The organism is Halosimplex carlsbadense 2-9-1 (assembly GCF_000337455.1).
Lineage (GTDB): Archaea > Halobacteriota > Halobacteria > Halobacteriales > Haloarculaceae > Halosimplex > Halosimplex carlsbadense.
This window is the reverse complement of record NZ_AOIU01000008.1, coordinates 71,123-88,170: the sequence shown is the minus strand read 5'-3', so window position 1 is coordinate 88,170 and position 17,048 is coordinate 71,123. Positions and strand designations below refer to the sequence as shown.

The 17,048-nt window shown below is 68.3% G+C and carries 15 protein-coding genes; 10 read left to right on the top strand and 5 right to left on the bottom strand.

Annotated features, from left to right (window positions below):
- Positions 1–74 precede the first annotated feature (74 nt).
- Both C475_RS03175 and C475_RS03170 read right to left on the bottom strand, forming a co-directional pair.
- Entirely contained in the window at positions 75–2,267 is a 2,193-nt protein-coding gene (locus C475_RS03175; protein WP_049929971.1) for a DUF7289 family protein, read from the bottom strand.
- A gap of 192 nt (positions 2,268–2,459) precedes the next feature.
- A complete protein-coding gene (locus tag C475_RS03170; RefSeq protein ID WP_006882317.1) occupies positions 2,460–3,359 on the bottom strand; it encodes a winged helix-turn-helix domain-containing protein in 900 nt (299 codons plus the stop codon).
- Positions 3,360–3,498: 139 nt separating this feature from the next.
- On the opposite strand from C475_RS03170, the gene C475_RS03165 reads away from it, so the two are divergent.
- The 6 genes from C475_RS03165 to C475_RS03140 all read left to right on the top strand — a co-directional run bounded on the left by C475_RS03165 (position 3,499) and on the right by C475_RS03140 (position 6,965).
- Positions 3,499–3,918: a response regulator gene (locus C475_RS03165; RefSeq protein ID WP_082223233.1), complete on the top strand. Its 420-nt coding sequence runs from the start codon at positions 3,499–3,501 to the stop codon at positions 3,916–3,918.
- Between the two features lie 107 nt (positions 3,919–4,025).
- A complete protein-coding gene (locus tag C475_RS03160; protein ID WP_006882315.1) occupies positions 4,026–5,258 on the top strand; it encodes a translation initiation factor IF-2 subunit gamma in 1,233 nt (410 codons plus the stop codon).
- Entirely contained in the window at positions 5,255–5,635 is a 381-nt protein-coding gene (locus C475_RS03155) for a hypothetical protein (protein WP_006882314.1), read from the top strand. The genes C475_RS03160 and C475_RS03155 overlap by 4 nt, the downstream gene beginning before the upstream one ends.
- A 1-nt stretch (position 5,636) precedes the next feature.
- Positions 5,637–6,215 (top strand): DNA-directed RNA polymerase, encoded by a 579-nt coding sequence (locus C475_RS03150; protein ID WP_006882313.1) that lies wholly within the window; start codon positions 5,637–5,639, stop codon positions 6,213–6,215.
- The gene (gene spt4 / locus C475_RS03145; RefSeq protein ID WP_049929968.1) at positions 6,212–6,412 is read left to right on the top strand and encodes a transcription elongation factor subunit Spt4; all 201 of its coding nucleotides are present in this window, start codon (positions 6,212–6,214) and stop codon (positions 6,410–6,412) included. Before C475_RS03150 ends, spt4 begins: the two co-directional genes overlap by 4 nt.
- Before the next feature lies 1 nt (position 6,413).
- On the top strand, positions 6,414–6,965 hold the full coding sequence (locus C475_RS03140) for a GTP-dependent dephospho-CoA kinase family protein (protein ID WP_006882311.1): 552 nt from the start codon (positions 6,414–6,416) through the stop codon (positions 6,963–6,965).
- A 181-nt stretch (positions 6,966–7,146) separates the two neighbouring features.
- Here C475_RS03140 and C475_RS03135 read toward each other — a convergent pair whose 3' ends face one another.
- Positions 7,147–7,860, bottom strand: coding sequence for a queuosine precursor transporter (locus tag C475_RS03135; protein ID WP_006882310.1), 714 nt, complete (start codon positions 7,858–7,860; stop codon positions 7,147–7,149).
- On the bottom strand, positions 7,857–8,033 hold the full coding sequence (locus tag C475_RS03130) for a ribbon-helix-helix domain-containing protein (protein WP_006882309.1): 177 nt from the start codon (positions 8,031–8,033) through the stop codon (positions 7,857–7,859). The genes C475_RS03135 and C475_RS03130 overlap by 4 nt, the downstream gene beginning before the upstream one ends.
- A 124-nt stretch (positions 8,034–8,157) precedes the next feature.
- Between C475_RS03130 and C475_RS03125 the strand changes: the two genes are divergently transcribed.
- Together C475_RS03125 and C475_RS03120 are read left to right on the top strand one after the other, a co-directional pair.
- A complete protein-coding gene (locus C475_RS03125) occupies positions 8,158–10,218 on the top strand; it encodes a sensor histidine kinase (protein WP_006882308.1) in 2,061 nt (686 codons plus the stop codon).
- A 115-nt stretch (positions 10,219–10,333) separates the two neighbouring features.
- Positions 10,334–12,301, top strand: a complete 1,968-nt coding sequence (locus C475_RS03120; protein ID WP_006882307.1) for a sensor histidine kinase — start codon at positions 10,334–10,336, stop codon at positions 12,299–12,301.
- A 38-nt stretch (positions 12,302–12,339) separates the two neighbouring features.
- On the opposite strand, the gene C475_RS03115 is transcribed toward C475_RS03120, so the two are convergent.
- Positions 12,340–14,547: a twin-arginine translocase subunit TatC gene (locus tag C475_RS03115; RefSeq protein WP_006882306.1), complete on the bottom strand. Its 2,208-nt coding sequence runs from the start codon at positions 14,545–14,547 to the stop codon at positions 12,340–12,342.
- Between the two features lie 161 nt (positions 14,548–14,708).
- On the opposite strand from C475_RS03115, the gene C475_RS03110 reads away from it, so the two are divergent.
- Both C475_RS03110 and C475_RS03105 read left to right on the top strand, forming a co-directional pair.
- Positions 14,709–16,427 carry a twin-arginine translocase subunit TatC gene (locus C475_RS03110; RefSeq protein ID WP_006882305.1) on the top strand — a complete coding sequence of 573 codons (1,719 nt, stop codon included), beginning with the start codon at positions 14,709–14,711 and terminating at the stop codon, positions 16,425–16,427.
- Entirely contained in the window at positions 16,424–17,044 is a 621-nt protein-coding gene (locus C475_RS03105; RefSeq protein ID WP_006882304.1) for a histidine phosphatase family protein, read from the top strand. Before C475_RS03110 ends, C475_RS03105 begins: the two co-directional genes overlap by 4 nt.
- The last annotated feature ends 4 nt before the right edge of the window (positions 17,045–17,048 follow it).

Sequence of the window (17,048 nt, the reverse complement as noted above, 5' to 3'; positions counted from 1 at the left end):
GCTCGGCGAACGGAGAATCGTTGGCCAGTAGTGCAGTGTCTCAAGCCGGACTCACGAAGCTGGCTCGTTTCCGGTCATCCGTCGACGGAGACGGCCCGGTTTTTCATCTGAAGGTATAGGATCCTGTCGCTACCGGACACGCTCGTGACGTACGACCGCGAACTGAGCGCCTCGTCGTAGTGAATCTCGAAATTACTGCTCACTTCAGTCACATCGCCGATCATACTCCCGTACATATCTACGTCGTTCGTGACCTTGGTATCGGCGCCCGAGGAACTACCGCCGTGTAACAGGCCGGTGAACGACGCGTCGCTGTTCAGTTCCATGCTCTTCGAGGGGTTTACGTAAACTGACATCAGCGATGCCTGGTCACCGGTCGTCGTGAACTTCGACGATCCAGTCATATAGAACGCGTGTCCGCCAGACGATGTCGATTGTCCGTCGACGTATATTTCGACATCGTTCTCCGCACTCGGAACGGAGATCGTCGAACTTCCGATGACCGAGACGTAGTCGCGGACGAATATTCGAATCGGACCATTGGACGTATCGAGCTCGAGGTTCGTGTTGCCGAGGTCGATCGCATTGAGGTAGTAGTCTCCGGCCTCGAGCCGAATCGTGTTCGTGTCGTCGTTGCTCCACAGCTGTGGATTGGGACCGGCGTTCTTGTAACACTGCGAGAGCCCCCCACAGATGAGTTCATTTCCGCTGATATAGGTCGCAGCAGTGTTGTCTCGGTCTCCGGGGTTCGAGAACGTCTGGAAGTCGCTGTTGACTTCCGAGGGGTTCCGCTCGGTCAGGTCGGCCGGAACGTCGGTCTCGAGGGGGTCTTCCATCGAACTGGAGGGGATAGTCGAGGGCTGCTGAACGGTCCCATCGACCACAACTTCCGACGGATTCCCTTCGATGTTCTGGTCGGTCGTGATCACGTCCCCTTTGACGTAGGGCTTGGCGCCGCCACCGGTGTTGTCGCTGAATTCGAGGTCGCCGCGGACGTACAGGTCACCTTCGATCACCGCACCGCTCCCGATTTCGGCGTCACCATCGACGTACATATCCGCCTCATCCGGTCCGGGATCTTCGATAACCGACCCGTCGAACAGGACTACGTCGTTGTCGACGATCACGTCTCCTTGGAACGTGACGCTGCTACCGGCCGTCTCAAACGTATCCTTCGTGGAGAACGTATCGCGGAAGACTGGGCTCCCGCCAGCGAAAACGGTCGTCCCCGAAGGATTGTCCCCGAGTGCAGTCGTACCGTACACCTCCAACGTGTTCGTTATCTGTTCCACACCTTCTTCTGCCCTTACATCACCACGGATAGTGACAGCCGACGATGGATCTAGCGACCCCCTCGTCCAGACATCGCCGTTGGAACCACCTGGTGCCGAATACGGTCCGTTTGCCGAGTCGTAGCTGTCCGTCGATATCGTGTTCGTCACCGGCAGGACCCCACCGACCGCGGTAATCGACGTCGATACGCTCGTCGCGGGGCTCGGTCCTTGCAGTGTGAATGACACCTGCTCGTTGGTGTGGTCGTAGCTTATCGGCGCCGACAGGCGGCTTTCGAGGACCGCTCCCCATCCCTCGTAGTACTGGCTCTCTATCGTGAGCGTGACCTCCATTCCCGGGCGGATAGGGTTAATCGGTTCGCCGGCGCCGATCGAAGCGAACTTCGACCTGTCGATCGATTCGAGCAAGTCGGTGGCCGGTTGTTGTTCGAATCGGACTCGCCCGTCGACGCCGTTTCCGGTTCCCAACAGTTGCACAACCGGAATATTCAGCGTCGGTTCGTCGTTACGAGTTCGGTACCCGATCTGTGGCTCCGATGTAACTGCGGTTCCCTCTCCGGTCCGTTCGAAGATCGCGCCGTTCTGATAGGCGAGTGTCCGCTCGCCTTGCTCGTAGACGATGGCACCGAGGTCCGTGCTCACAGAGTCACTGCTTCCCCCGGATCCCTCGAGCGTGAGCGTAACCGCCCCGTCGTCAACGCGTTTCCAGTTCCCGTTCTCGATCGGCGGAAGATCGAACGACTGCCCCCCATCGTTAGCCAGGGTCTCCTGTATCTCGGCATCGAGCGACTGCATCGACTGCTCGGCGGTCGAATACGATGTGCCATCTTGCGCTTCATTGATCGCCGTCGACCCGGCGACGACGACCACAGTCGCGCCCGCGAGGACCAGTCCCGCGAGCAACACCACCGCGATGACGTTCGATTGCCCCCTGCCCGACCGCAACCCCTCGTCCCGACGGATGCCCCTACGCATATGTTCAGTCAACGTAACGTACAGCTACGTCGAAATAATCCTTTCGACACTTCACTACCGACCGGCAAGCGAGCGGCAGCCTACCGGCCACTACCGGTCGTCCACCGGCTACCAGTCCACCGACATCCGTCGCGAGAGAACCCGGGGACGGCGGGGGAGCGAGCGACGACCGACGGAGGATGGCCCTTCGCGTCACCCCTCACAGGTGAGACACTCGCTGTCGACCACGTCGAGGTCGCCGTCGAGCGTGACCGTCAGGCGGTCGTCGGCCAGCGGGATCTCGACGGTGACGCGCCAGGGGTCGACGGAGTCGACGGTCGTGTACTCGTCGTCGACGCACCACGGGAGCGTCCAGTAGCGCCGGTCGGACAGGTCGATACCGTGGTCGTCGTAGAACGCCGAGACGACGGACTCGTCGAGCAGGACGAGACCGACGGGCGAGCAGAGCTCGTTGCGACAGCGCTCGCAGACGTGCTCGGCGCGCAGGGCGACGTCGAGACAGCAGTCGCCGCCGCGGGCGATCTCGGTGTGGATGCGGCCGGCGCAGGAGGGGCAGACGCCGTCCGCCGCGAGGCAATGGAGGTGTCGGACGCGCTCGTCGAAGGCGGTGGCGATCTCCTCGTTCGTGCGGTCGACGAGCCCGCCGGGCGGGAACTCGTACTCGCCGTGGGACTTGCCGCAGTCGACGCAGTCGATGCGGAACTGCTCGTCGGCGTAGCGCGCTTCGAGCCCGCCGCCACAGCGGGTACAGGCGCCCTCGACGGCGAAGGGGTCGACGTCGGGCTGGCGGGTGAACGTGCCCGCCCGGACCGCGCGGACGACCTGGGCACCGGCGTGGCGCAGGTCGTAGCCCGCCTCGGTCTTGACGACGAACTGGTCGGTGAGCTGCTGGAGGTGGTAGTTGAACTGCGCGCTGTCGCGCATCGCCACGTCGTCGTGGAGCGCCGAGAAGCTCACGGGTCGGTCGTCGGCGCGCCACAGCGCCTCGAGGATGTCCAGACGGGTCTCGTTGGCGACGACGCCGAACGCCTCCGCCGGGTCGACGTCCGCGACATCGCCCTCCTCGCCGGCCTCCTCGCTGGCTCTGCTCATACCCCAACCATCGGCGCCGAGCCCCTAAACGGTTCGCTGAAGCGGCTTTTTGTATTCGAATTGCCATTATCGGGCGGCACTTTCAGCGACAGAAAACGCTGGTCGGTCATTAACACGGACCGAAAATAATCTTGGGGTGATGTGTGCATCGCGTGATTCGGGTCCGCTCCACCGGTCGACGGGGCGCTGTGAGATGCGGACGGTGCTGGTCGTCGACGACGACCCGGACCTGACGGCGCTGGCGGGCGCCTATCTGGGTCGGCTCGACGACGTGGCCGTCCGGACGGCGACCGACGCGGACGACGCGCTCGCCCGTGTCGACGACTCGGTCGACTGCGTGGTGAGCGACTACGAGATGCCCGGTATGGACGGACTGGCGCTGCTCGACGCCGTCGACGCGGCCCACCCGGAGGTGGACCTGGTGCTGTTCACCGGCGCGGAGGAGGACGACCTCGCCGAGCGCGCCCGCGAGCGGGGCGCGCAGTACGTCCGGAAGGGCGCCTCGACGGGAGGGTTCGACGATCTGGTCGATGCCGTCGAGGGCGCGCTGGACGGCTGAGGCGGCGACACCGTGGACGGCCGGTGCTCGGTGCTACCACGGTCCGGCCACGGAACAGTAGGTTTATCAGTCGCAGAGGGCGAAGATTCGGCAAGATTACTCTCCAGATGACGACGAACACACAACCGGAGGTGAACATCGGACTCGTCGGTCACGTCGACCACGGCAAGACGACGCTGGTGCAAGCGCTCTCGGGCGAATGGACGGACCAGCACTCCGAAGAGATGAAACGCGGGATCTCGATCCGTCTCGGCTACGCCGACGCGACCTTCCGGCAGTGTCCGGAGGGTGAGGTGCCCGACGCCTACACCGTCGAGGAGACCTGTGGCGACCACGACACGGAGACGGACGTGCTGCGCACGGTCTCGTTCGTGGACGCGCCGGGTCACGAGACGCTGATGGCGACGATGCTCTCCGGCGCGGCGATCATGGACGGTGCGGTGCTGGTGGTCAGCGCCAACGAGGACGTCCCGCAGGCACAGACCGAGGAACACCTGATGGCGCTGGACATCATCGGCATCGACAACATCGTCGTCGCCCAGAACAAGATCGACCTGGTCGACGCCGAACAGGCCCGCGAGAGCTACGAGCAGATCCAGGAGTTCGTCGAGGGCACCGTCGCCGAGGACGCCCCTATCGTCCCGATCAGCGCCGGGCAGGGAGTCAACATGGATCTGCTGATCGACGCCGTCGAGCGGGAGATTCCGACGCCCGACCGGGACCCCGACGCCGACGCGGAGATGCTCGTCGCGCGCAGTTTCGACATCAACCGTCCCGGCACGACCTGGGACTCGCTGCTGGGCGGCGTGCTCGGCGGCTCGCTCGTCCGGGGCGAACTCGAAGCGGACGACGAGATCCAGCTCCGCCCCGGCCGCGAGGTCGACGAGGGCGGCCAGACCGAGTGGCAGCCCGTCGAGACGACCGTCAGGTCGCTGCAGGCGGGCGGCGACACCGTCGAGACGGCCACGCCCGGCGGGCTGTTGGGCGTCGGTACCGGGCTCGACCCCTCGATCACGAAAGGCGACGCGCTCGCCGGGCAGGTCGCGGGACCGCCGGGGAGCCTGCCGCCGACCCACGAGCAGTTCACGATGGACGTCGATCTGCTCGACCGCATCGTCGGCGAGAACGCCGGCGAGGTCGAGGAGATCTCGACGGGTGAGCCGCTGATGATGACCATCGGCACGGCCACGACGGTCGGCTCGGTCACCAGCGCTCGCGGCGGCGAGGCCGAGGTCGCGCTCCAGCGACCGGTCTGCGCTCGCGAGGGCGCGAAGATCGCCATCAACCGACGGCTGGGCGGCCGCTGGCGGCTCATCGGGATCGGCACGCTGCGGGAATGAGCGTCGTCATGGACACGAACGCACTGATGATGCCCGTCGAATGCGACGTTCGCGTGTTCGAGGAGATCGAGCGGCTGCTGGGGGACGACGAGTTGCTCGTCCCCGACGCGGTCCGCGACGAACTCGCGAAGCTCGCCGACGGGCGGGGCAAAGAGGCGACGGCGGCCAGCGTCGGGCTGGATCTCGCGGCCGACCGCTGTGAGTCGGTCGGCCACGAGGAGGGCTACGCCGACGACGCGGTGGTCGAGGTCGCCGGGCGGGAGGCGGTAACGCACGCGGTCACGAACGACGGTCCGCTCAAGCGCCGGCTGCTCGACGCCGGCGTTCCGGTAGTTAGTTTACGGGCCGAGAACAAACTCACAGTCACTCAACCATAACATGTACAAACGGGTTACACTCCGCGACACGGTCGAAGTGCCGCCGGCGCACCTGGCCGAGGTGACGCCGGGGCTGGTCAAACGGCTCCTGCAGGACAAGCTCGAGGGACGGATGGACGAAGACGTGGGCTCGGTCGTCTCGGTGATCGACGTCCACGACATCGGCGAGGGAGCGGTCGTCCCCGGACAGGAAGGGGTCTACTTCACCGCCGAGTTCGACGCGCTGACCTTCGATCCGCAGATGCAGGAGGTCGTCGACGGCGAGGTCGTCGAGGTCGTCAACTTCGGCGCGTTCGTCGGGATCGGCCCCGTCGACGGCCTGCTGCACGTCTCCCAAATTTCCGACGAGTACCTCGCCTACGACGAGGAGGGCCAGATGCTCTCCTCGCGGGACTCCAACCGCACGCTCGGGGTCGGCGACGCCGTCCGGGCGCGCATCGTCACCAAGAGCATCGACGAGCGCAACCCCCGGGACTCGAAGATCGGCCTCACCGCCAAACAGGTCGGCCTCGGCAAGCACGGCTGGCTCGAAGAGGAGCGCCAGCAGCGCGAGGCGCCGACGGAAGCGGGTGAGGACTGATGGCCGACCGACTGGTCTGTCGCGAGTGCCACCGCGTGCAGGACTCCGAGGAGGCCGAGACCTGCGTCTCTTGTGGGTCCTCGTCGCTCACGGAGGACTGGGCGGGCTTCGTCGTCATCACTCACCCCGACCGTAGCGAGATCGCCGAGGAGATGGGCGTCACCGAGCCCGGCCGCTACGCGCTGAAGGTCCGCTAACGTGACCGTCGTCCTCGAACTCCAGTCCGCGCTCCGTTCGGAGCTCAAAGACCCGTTCGGCCCCGTTTCCACCGACACGGCCGCCGTTCTCGACGCCGCCGGCGACCCGCTCGTCACCGTCGGCGACATCGTCACCTACCACACCCTCGACGCGGGCCGGGTGCCCGACCTGGCCTTCGTCGACGAGCGCACCGAGCGCGTCGCCGTCGACGACGAGGTCAGCGACGGCATCGAGGACGACCGCTTCGACCGCGTCCGCGCCATCGAGAACCCGCCCGGGACGCTCACCGCCGCGCTGCTGGACGCGCTGACCGACGCGCTCGCGACCGACGAGCGGACGCTCGTCCGCGTCGACGGCGAGGAGGACCTGGCCGCGCTCCCCGCTATCGCCGCCGCGCCCGACGGCGCGAGCGTCTGCTACGGCCAGCCCGGCGAGGGCGTCGTCCACGTCACCGTCGGCGCCGAGTCCCGCGACCGCGTCGTCGACCTCCTCGGCCGGATGGACGGCGACCCGCCCCGCGCGTTCGACGCGCTCGGCGTCGACCCCGAGTGACATCCGTTTCTCTCGGCATCCGCGCTTGCCCGTAGCCGTGCGACAACCTTCAGCACTTGCCGTCGACTGCGGTAGATACGACAGCTAGCGAGCGCGGCGAGGGCTTTCAGCGCTCACTGTCGAGTACGGTCGCGGTCACTCGACGCACGCCTCAGTACCGGAATCGAACACGAACGCGCGCTCAGTCGGGTCGGGAGTAGGCGGTCGCGGAGGCGGACTCCCCCGAACGGACGGCGCCGACGACGGCGTAGACGAAGGGAGTGTCGGCGACGGCGACGAACAGTTTGAAGAGATACTGGCCGGCGATGAGGGTGACGGCGCCCGACAGGGATGTCGAACCGAGGAGGACGAACCCGACGAGGATGAAAATGACGGTGTCGATGAGTTGACTGGTCGCGGTCGAGCCGACGTTACGCAGCCAGAGGTGGTCGCCGTCGGTGGCCTCGCGGATCCAGTGGAAGGCGAACACGTCCCAGTTCTGGCTGACGACGTACGCCGAGAGGCTGGCGACGACGATGGCGGTGCTCGACCCCAGCACGCTCCGGAAGGCGGCGAGGTCGATCTGTCCGGGGGCGGACTGGGGAAGCGCCGGCGCCTCGATGGTGCTCCAGACGAGCACGAGCATGACGACGTTCATCAGGAAGCCGACGTTGACGACGACGGTTGCGGCCTTGCGGCCGTACAGCTCCGAGTAGCAGTCGGATGCGAAGAAGGTCACCGCGTACGCCAGCGCCGCGCCCGGGAGGACCAGCGCGCCGCCAGCGAGGGGGAGCTGAAAGGGGAGCTGGAACATCAGCAGCTTCGAGGCGGTCAACTGCGCGGTGACGATGGCGGTGACGAACAGGCCGATCAGGCCGACCTGCACCGGCGAGAGCGCGGGACGCGGCTCGCTCATCGCTCCTCGTCGAGGCGGCCCTGTCGGGCGTCGATGTCGTCGAGCATGTCGAGCGTCTTGCGCATCGAGGCGCGGATCGCCTCGCTGCGGTTGACGAACTTGCCGTCCTCCCCGACGTGTTCGTCCATGTCGTCCAGCAACTCCTGGGGCACCTCCACGCTTATCTTGGGCATGATATTATCCAGGGGTTCCCAGAGGAATATAGGCGGTTCGATCCCGCCGACCGGGCCGCTCGTCGACTGGACTTCCGTGCAACCATGCACCACGTTTATGATACGAACCGGCATAGACGGCGCCATGTCCCGATTCGGTGACACCTCGGCGCGGGTCGCGGTGGTCGCGGAGGACCCGGTGGTTCGCGACGCCGCCGCCGACGCGCTGGCGTCCGACGCCACCCTCTCGCTGGGGGCGCCGTCTGGCGACGGCGACGAGCCGACCCGAGACGGGCTCGGGTCGGTTCGGGAAGCGGTCGAGTCGAGCGCGGACTGTCTGGTCTGCGGGACGGGCGCGGGCGGCTACGACGCGGTCCGCGAGGTCGACCGGACGGTCCCGGTGGTCGTCCTCGACCCGGGCGGCGAGGGGATCGACGGGGCCACGCTCGACCGGGTGCTGGACGACCCGGCGGCGGCGTACGTGGGCGAGGACCGCCACACCGGGCGAGTGGTCCGCACGCGGGTGGACGAGTTCGTCGAGCGCGAGCGCGACGAGGTGGGCTGGCGCCTCGCGGACCGGTCGGGCGACGCCGTCGTCTCCTTCGACCTCGACAGCCACGCGGTCCGCGAGGCCAACGACGCCTTCCTCGAACAGTGGGCGCTCTCGGAGGCCGATCTGGAGACGGCGACGCTGGCCGACCTCCGGGAGACGGACCTCACCCACGAACACCGCGGTCGGGGCCGAGGCGAGCCCGGCGAGGCGGACCTGGAGTGGATCGACGGGACCGAGGCGGACCCGGTCGAGACGTTCGTCGCGGGCGCGCTGACCGGCGACTTCGAGCGCCGCGAGTGGCACTGCACCGGTGTCGACGGCGCGTTCAAAAGCGAGGTCGAAGTCGTCGCCGACCGCTCGACGGGGATCGGCTATCTGCTCGCGTCGGTGCCCGACTCGGCCGGCCAGGACACCGACCACGACGACGGCGCGATGCTGCGCTCGGTCATGGAACACGTTCCGATGTCGGTGTACTTCGAGGACCGACGAGGCCGCCACGTCCGCGTCAGCGAGGACCTCGTCGAGCCGTTCATCGAGGGGACCGACGGGAAGATCATGCACACGCCCGAGGACGTGCTCGGGAAGACGTACTTCGACCTGTACACCGTCGACATGGCCGAGCGGGCGACCGCCGACAACGAGCGCATCATGGAGACGGGCGAGCCCCTGCGGGGCGAGGAGAAACACGTCCAGCCGCCCCACGGCAGCGACCTGTGGTTCTCGACGAACAAGGCGCCGTGGTACGACGACGACGGGCGCCTGCAGGGTATCGTCGGCATCACCGTCGACATCACCGACCGGAAGCGCCGCGAGCGCGAACTCGACCGCCAGAACGAACGGCTCGAGGAGTTCGCCGGCATCCTCAGCCACGACCTGCGCAATCCGCTCAACGTCGCCGAGGGCCGGCTCGACCTCTACCGCCAGACGGGCGACGAGTCGGAACTCGACGTGGTCGCGGAGATGCACGACCGTATCGGTGCCATCATCGGCGACGTGCTCGACTACGCCCGCGAGGGCAGCCGCGTCGAGGAGACCGAGTGGTTCGACGGCGCCGCGGTCGCCGCCCGCGCCTGGGGGAGCGTCGACACCGGCGCGGCGACGCTCGAACAGGACTGGACCCACGCCATCGAGGCCGACCCCGACCGGCTGGCCCGCCTGTTCGAGAACACCTTCCGGAACGCCGTCGAGCACGGCTCGACGAGCCCTCGGTCGCAAGCTCCCGAGGACGCCGTGGAACACGGTTCCACGAGCCCTGATTCGCAAGCTCAGCAGGACGCCGTCGAGCACGGTTCCACGAGCAGTCGGCCGGAGGCCGACGACGCCACCGAACACGGCTCGACGAGCAGTGGGCCAGGGGACGACGACGGCGACGCGTCCGCGCTCGCCGGCCGAGACCTGACCGTCCGCGTCGGCACGCTCGCGGATCCCGACCCCGGGTTCTACGTCGAGGACAACGGGCCGGGGATCCGGATCGACGACCCCGGGACGGTCTTCGAGCGCGGCGTGACGAGCGCCGCGGAGGGAACCGGCTTCGGGCTCGCTATCGTCCGCGAGATCGCCGAGGCGCACGGCTGGGAGGTACGGGCAACCGAGAGCGACGACGGCGGCGCCCGCTTCGAGTTCCGCGGCGTCCCCCGCGGCGACGACGTCTGAGGGCGTCGCCGGCACACCCTCGGCGCTGTCGTCCCGGACCCCATCGAAGATTCACATTTCGAGCGCGACTGTCCCGTCGGGAGGTATTTCACAGGGCCGAGCGAAGACGGGTCCAATGCAGGGGACGCGGGACGAACCAGTCAGGACTGCGGTCGTCGGGGCGCCCGAGGACCGCGAGCGGCTCGCGGCGGTGTTGTCGGGGGACGACGCCGTCGCCGTCGTCGAACACGGGGGACTCGACACGCTCGTCGACGGGTCGACGACCGAGGTCGATTGCATCGTCTGTCCGTCGAGCGCGGACTACGAGTGGACCAGGGAGGCCGACTGCGCGGCCGCGGTCGTCGTCGTCGCCGAGGGGCTGGAGCGGTCGGTCCTCGAGCGGATCGTCGACGACGCACGCGCCGCCCACGTCCAGCCGAGCGACGACCTCGCGACGGTGCTCCCGGTGCAGGTCGAACGACTCGCCGACCGCGCCTCGTCTGCCACCGCGTGGCGCCTCGCCGACTTCGCCGACGAGGCCGTCGTCGAGTTCGACCCCGAGACGCTGGCGCTCCGCGACGCCAACGAGCGGTTCTACGAGCGGTGGGGGTGGGAGCCGGCCGACCTGACCGACGCGACGGTCCGGGACCTGCTCGTGACCGACATCACCGAGGAGCTTCGCGGCCAGGGTCGCGGCGCCGACGGCGAGGAGCATCTGGAGTGGATGGACCCGGACGCGGACCCGGTCGAGACGATGCTCGAACGCGCGCGGGGCGGCAACTACGAGACCCGCGAGTGGCACTGTACCGACGCCGACGGGGTCGCGTTCAAGACGGAGGTCGACCTGCTCGTAGACGAGCGCACGGGCTCCGGCTATCTCGTCGCCAACGTTCCCTCACCGGAATCCGGACGCGAGGCCGACCCGCTCGCCCGCGACGAGGCCGCGATGCTGCGCTCGCTGGTCGACCACGTCCCGATGTCGGTGTACTTCAAGGACACCGAGGGCCGCCACGTCCTCGTCAGCGAGGACGTGGTCGAGCCGTTCATCGAATCGCCCGAGGGGAAGATCCTCCACACCCCCGAGGACGTGCTCGGGAAGACGGACTTCGACCTCTACGAGGTGGACAACGCCGCCGAGGCGGTCGCCGACGACCGGTCGGTCATCGAGAGCGGCGAGCCGATCCGCGACCGGATCGAGCACGCCCAGCCGCCCAACGGTCAGGATCTCTTCTTCCAGACTACCAAGGCGCCGTGGTACGACGAGGAGGGCCGCGCTCGCGGCATCGTCGGCGTCACCGTCGACGTGAGCGAGCAGAAACGCCGCGAGCGCGAACTCGACCGCCAGAACGAACGGTTAGAGGAGTTCGCCGGCATCCTCAGCCACGACCTGCGCAACCCGCTCAACGTCGCCCAGAGTCGCCTGGAGCTGTACTGGCGGTCGGGCGACGAGTCGGAACTCGAGGAGGTCGAGGAGATGCACGACCGCATCGAGGCCATCGTCGACGAAGTGCTCACCTACGCTCGGGAGGGGAGCCACATCGACGAACTCGAGTGGATCACCGGGGCGGACCAGGCCGAGACCGCCTGGGACGCCGTCGACACCGGCGGGGCGACGCTGGCGACCGACTGGGCGTACTCGATCCGGGGCGACGCCGACCGCCTCGGACGTCTGTTTGAGAACTGCTACCGGAACGCCGTGGAACACGGTTCCACGAGCAGTGAGCCAGGGGCCGACGACGCCGTCGAGCACAGCTCGACGAGCCCTGCTTCGCAGGCTCAGCAGGACAGCGTGGAACACGGTTCCACGAGCAGTCGGCCGGAGGCCGACGACGCCGACCACGTCACCGTTCGCGTCGGCACGCTCGCGGAGAGCGACCCCGGGTTCTACATCGAGGACGACGGCCCCGGGATCCCCGAGGACGTGCGCGGGCGAGTGTTCGAACGCGGCGTGTCGAACGACGAGGGTGGGACCGGCTTCGGGCTCGCCATCGTCGCCGAGATCGCCGACGCCCACGGCTGGGAGGTGCGAGCGACCGAGAGCGAGGCCGGCGGCGCCCGCTTCGAGGTGACCGGCGTCACTCGCGGCGACGAACTGGACGAGTAGCGGGCGGGCCGAGCGGTCGCGAGACCGTCACCGACCCGTCAGTCGGCGGCTTCGCCCTCGCGGCTGGGCGTGCGGCGGCCGCCGAGGGTGTACACCCACAACAGCCCGAGGCCGATCATGTAGGCGACGGCGACGGGAATCGCGAACACGAGCATCGTCAGCAGGCTGGAGGGGGTGATGAAGGCGGCGACGACGATGATCGCCATGACGACGGTCCGCCAGCGGTCGAACATGGTCTGGAAGGAGATCAGGTTGCCGCGGTGGAAGAGGAACATCGTGACCGGCACCTCGACGAGCAGGCCGAAGCCGACGGTCGTCAGCACGACCAGCCACCCGAACTTGTTGATCCGGTAGTAGATGACCATGCTGGACTCGATGGCGTCGGCCGCCAGCCAGGAGATGATCGCCGGCGCGACGTAGAGGAAGCCGACGATCGACCCACCGATGATGCCGACGATCAGGGTGACGGCCCACGCGCCCAGCACCCGTCGGTCGCCGCCGACCAGTCCCCGTTCTTTCAGCCGGGGCCAGGCGTAGTAGAGGATCAGCGGGAACGTCGCCACCAGCCCAAGCAGCGTCGCGAACTTGATCTCGAAGATGAGCGCTTCGGCGGGGTGCAGCGTCACGATGTTGGCCTGGATCTGTTGGCTCTCGGGCATCCGTCCGAAGAACGCCCGCTGGAGCGTCCCGATCCCGCCCTGGTAGAGGAAGACGAACGTCGCGGCCATGACGATCCCGAACAGACCGACGATCCGGAACGCCCGCGAGGTGAGGCTCTCCAGGATGAAAGCGATGTCGTAGTAGTAGCCGCCGATGTCGTCCTCGGTGGTCTCCTCCTCGGTAAAGGAGTCGACGACGCCCGCGGTCGTCGAGGTGAGGAGGCCGCCCTCGTCGTCGTCGGCCGCCCCGTCCCCGCCGGTGGTCGCCTCCTCGCCGTCTTCGGCGGCGGCCTCGGCGCGAGCCTCCTGGGCCTCCTGGACCTCGTCGAAGCGGTCGAGGATGGCCTGGGCCTTGTCGGGGTCCTCCTGTTCCTGTAGCGCCTCGCGGGCGAGTTCGGTGGCCTCGCTCTCGTCCATCTCCTCGAAGCGCTCGGGCGGTGCAGCGGGGATCGCGGCGGCCGACAGCGCGAGCAGGTCGATGTCGGTCGGCGAGCCCGTCGGTTCGGTCGGGTCCCGCGCCGCGTCGAGTTCCCTGATCGAGAAGTAGAAGATGGCGATCCCGAAGGCGACGCCGGCGACGGCAACGCCCGCGAGCGCGGCGACGACCTGGGTGTCGAGGCCGGTGAGTTCGGTGAGCGTCGGGAACGGGCCGACGCGGTCCGATATCGAGGTGACGACGTCGTTGATCGCGGGGACGCCGTAGCGGGTAAAAAACAGGTAGCCGGCGCCGCCGGCGACCAGCGCGACGGCGAGGAGCTTGTTCCAGTAGCGGCGTGCGACCATCCCCGCGGAGACCTCGTCGGCCGACCGGCGCAGGAGTTCGGCGAAGCGGGCGAGCGCGAGGCTGAAAGCGTAGAGGCCACACAGCGGAAGCGCCCACATGATCTGGGTGAGCGGGTCCGGCGGCGAGAAGAACGCGCCGAACGCGAAGATCGCGAGCACGGCGTACCGCCAGCGGTCGCGCATCGCCTCGTAGCTCACCACGCGCAGGTAGGCGAACGAGCTCATCGCCAGCGGTAGCTGTGCGGCGAGACCGAAGGAGAGACTGAGGAAGGCGATGAACTGCGTCCACTTGACGATCGACCACGCGGGCTGGAAGCCGGCGTTCGCGGCGTTGCCGGCGAGGAACTCCAGCATGAGCGGGAAAAACAGGTAGTAGGCGTAGGCGATGCCGACGACGAACAGCACGACAGAGAGCACGGCCGGGCCGGCGAGCTTCCAGCGGGGCACGTCTTCGGCGGGCCACCAGCCGCGCGCCCGAAGGGCGTCGCGGCCGAAGTAGACGACGACGGGGATCGCCATGAGTACCCCGACGGCCATCCCGATCTTCGCCTGCAGCAGGATCACGTCGAACGGCGTTGTCGCGACGACGCTGACCTGCGTGTCCCCCGGGAGCTGGGGATTCAGGTCGGCCTTGAGCTGGTCCCAGACGTAGAGCCGCAGCGCGTAGAACGTCCCCATGAACCCGATCACGAAGACCATGAACGCCTTCTGGAGGTCCCCGCGGGCGCTGCCGATCATGGACCCGAGGGTCGCGCGACCCTGTGCGACGGTCCGTTTCGTATCCTCGTCGATCGCGGCAGCCATCTCGGGGAGTGGTAACCGAGTGACTGTTATCAATCTATTCATCACGAGAGCGTGCGCGGGTCGAGACGACCGTTCGAGCGCCCGAACGCCGGCCGCTTCCCCCCACCGACGGGGCGAGCGAAAAGAAGGCTTACAATAGGGGAGCGCAAACCCGGCGACGAATGACTGACGAGCGGCCCGGCGACGGCGACGACGAGGAGGGAGCCGCCGGTCCGCGCGACGACGAACGGGGGGCAGACGGCTCCGCCGACGAGCACGCGGCGGACTCGCCCGACGACGGGTCGGGGGAACCACCCGAGGAGCCGACCCCCGGCGGTCGGGAGGAGCCCGACCGCTACGACCCCGCGGCCGAGCGCCGGACCGACGCCAACCCCTCGCCGCGCCCCGACAACCTCCCGGGCGACGACCAGAGCGACTCTTCGGACTCGCTGGGCCGCCCCGGGGCCGACGACGACGACGCGCCGGGCGACCCGTCCGAGTGGGTCGACGACGAGGGAGACGCCGGTGGTGACGACACCGACGGGGTGCCCGCCGACACGGTCGAGGGCGGTGCGGCGGCCGACGGCGGCGACGCCACCGAGTTCGGCGGGGACATCAACCCGCACGCGAACCCCTCCGCCGGCGGGCCGGCCGAGGGCGCGCCGGCCACACCGGTCGAGGAGGGTATCGGCGGCGCCCCCGACGACCAGGAGATGCCGCTGGCCCAGCACATCGAGGAGATGGTCCGCCGGCTGGGCGTCGTCGTCGTCGTGATGGCGCTGGTCAGCGGGCTCACCTTTCCCTTCGCCGACCGGCTCATCACGTTCCTGTGGTACTCCTTCCTCGAAGGGTCGCCGCAGGTCTGCCCGACGACCGCTCCCTCCGCCGACGCGGCCTGTCCGTACCTGTTCCAGCCGCTCGCGCTAATGTTCGCCCGCTTGAAGGTCGCCTCGTTGGTCGGGTTCGTCATCGCCCTGCCGGTCACCGTCTACGAGTCGTACCTGTTCATGCGCCCCGGTCTCTACCCCCGCGAACGCCGCTACTACCTCGCCTCGGTCCCGACGAGCCTCGTCCTCGCCGGCGTGGGGATCCTCTTTGCGTACCTGCTCATCCTCCCGACGCTGTTCGTCTACTTCACCGGCTACACCGCCCAGGCCGCCGAGGTCACCTTCAGCCTCACCGAGACGTTCAACCTCATCGTGATGATGCTCGGCTTCTTCGCCCTGGTCTTCCAGATCCCGCTGCTCATCATGCTCGCGGTGATGATGGGCGTCACCTCCCGCAAGTGGCTGGCCGCCCGCCGCATCTACTTCTGGGGCGGGTTCGCCACCGTCGCGTTCCTCTTCAGCCCGGACCCGACCGGTATGGCGCCCATCCTCGTCGCCGCGACGATGATCGTCCTCTTCGAGGGCACCCTGCTGCTCCTGTACTGGACCGGCGAGGCGGCGGGCGTCACGGCCGAGGATATCGCCGCTCGCCGGCCGTTCGTCTGGCTCGGCGCCGCCCTGGTCGGTTACGTCGTCTCCACCGCGCCGCTGCCGGGCGGCTACTACGAGCAGCTGCCCGCCGCGGTCACGTCGGCGCTCGCCGACTTCGGCGTCACCCGCCTGACGCCGCTGTTCATCGGCCTCGCCCTCATCGGGGTCTACGAGGCGGTGTTGTACGTCGACCGGAACGCCCTCGGCCGCTCGGACATCTACAGCTACCTCGCCCGCGCTCGCGTCGGCGTCTGGCCGCTGTCGCTGTTCGTCGGCTACCTCGGGAGCCCCGACCCCGCCCTGCTCGCCCGCATCGACGCGGTCGACCTCTCGACGGTCGAGTCGGCCGGCGTCGTCGTCGGTCTGATCGTCACCTACGAGTTCGTCATCGTGGTCGTGGACTGGGTCGAGAACCGCGGATGACGGGGACGGTGGTGCTGGTCCGCCACGGCGAGACCACCTGGAACCGGGCCGGCCGTATCCAGGGATGGGCCGACGCGACGCTCACCGAGGACGGCCGCGAGCAGGCCCGCGCCGCCGGGTCGCATCTCGCCGACTCGCACGCCGTCGACCGGCTCGTCGTCTCCGACCTCAAGCGGACGCTGGAGACGGCCGACGCGCTCCGAACGGCCGGCGTCGCTGCCGAGCCCGAGCGCGCCCGCGCCTGGCGCGAGCGCGACTTCGGCGAGCTACAGGGGCTGACCCGGACCGCCATCGCGAGCCGCCACCCCGAGTACCATCGGGGCGGCTCGCTGCTGGCGGTGCGCTCGGTCGAAGGCGGCGAGTCGCTGTCGGCGTTCGAGACGCGCGTCCGCGACGGCTGGGACCGACTCGTCGGGGATCTCGGTGCGAGCGAGACCGTCGCCGTCGTCACTCACGGCGGCCCGATCCGGGCGGTATTATCGGCTGTGACCGGCCGCGAACTGGCGTCGCTGGCGTCGGAGTTCTCGCCGTCGAACTGCGGGCTGACAGAGATATCGGTGGCGGGGTCAGGGCCCGAAGTGGTCGTGCAAGACGGGACCGACCATCTCCCGCTCTAACGGC

Coding starts and splice junctions, on each gene's coding strand:
- C475_RS03160 (WP_006882315.1), top strand. CDS start 4,026: ATGACGACGAACACACAACCGGAGGTGAACATCGGACTCGTCGGTCAC.
- C475_RS03105 (WP_006882304.1), top strand. CDS start 16,424: ATGACGGGGACGGTGGTGCTGGTCCGCCACGGCGAGACCACCTGGAAC.
- C475_RS03110 (WP_006882305.1), top strand. CDS start 14,709: ATGACTGACGAGCGGCCCGGCGACGGCGACGACGAGGAGGGAGCCGCC.
- C475_RS03135 (WP_006882310.1), bottom strand. CDS start 7,860: ATGAGCGAGCCGCGTCCCGCGCTCTCGCCGGTGCAGGTCGGCCTGATC.
- C475_RS03120 (WP_006882307.1), top strand. CDS start 10,334: ATGCAGGGGACGCGGGACGAACCAGTCAGGACTGCGGTCGTCGGGGCG.
- C475_RS03125 (WP_006882308.1), top strand. CDS start 8,158: ATGTCCCGATTCGGTGACACCTCGGCGCGGGTCGCGGTGGTCGCGGAG.
- C475_RS03170 (WP_006882317.1), bottom strand. CDS start 3,359: ATGAGCAGAGCCAGCGAGGAGGCCGGCGAGGAGGGCGATGTCGCGGAC.
- C475_RS03115 (WP_006882306.1), bottom strand. CDS start 14,547: ATGGCTGCCGCGATCGACGAGGATACGAAACGGACCGTCGCACAGGGT.
- C475_RS03150 (WP_006882313.1), top strand. CDS start 5,637: ATGTACAAACGGGTTACACTCCGCGACACGGTCGAAGTGCCGCCGGCG.
- C475_RS03165 (WP_082223233.1), top strand. CDS start 3,499: ATGTGTGCATCGCGTGATTCGGGTCCGCTCCACCGGTCGACGGGGCGC.
- C475_RS03175 (WP_049929971.1), bottom strand. CDS start 2,267: ATGCGTAGGGGCATCCGTCGGGACGAGGGGTTGCGGTCGGGCAGGGGG.
- C475_RS03130 (WP_006882309.1), bottom strand. CDS start 8,033: ATGCCCAAGATAAGCGTGGAGGTGCCCCAGGAGTTGCTGGACGACATG.
- C475_RS03155 (WP_006882314.1), top strand. CDS start 5,255: ATGAGCGTCGTCATGGACACGAACGCACTGATGATGCCCGTCGAATGC.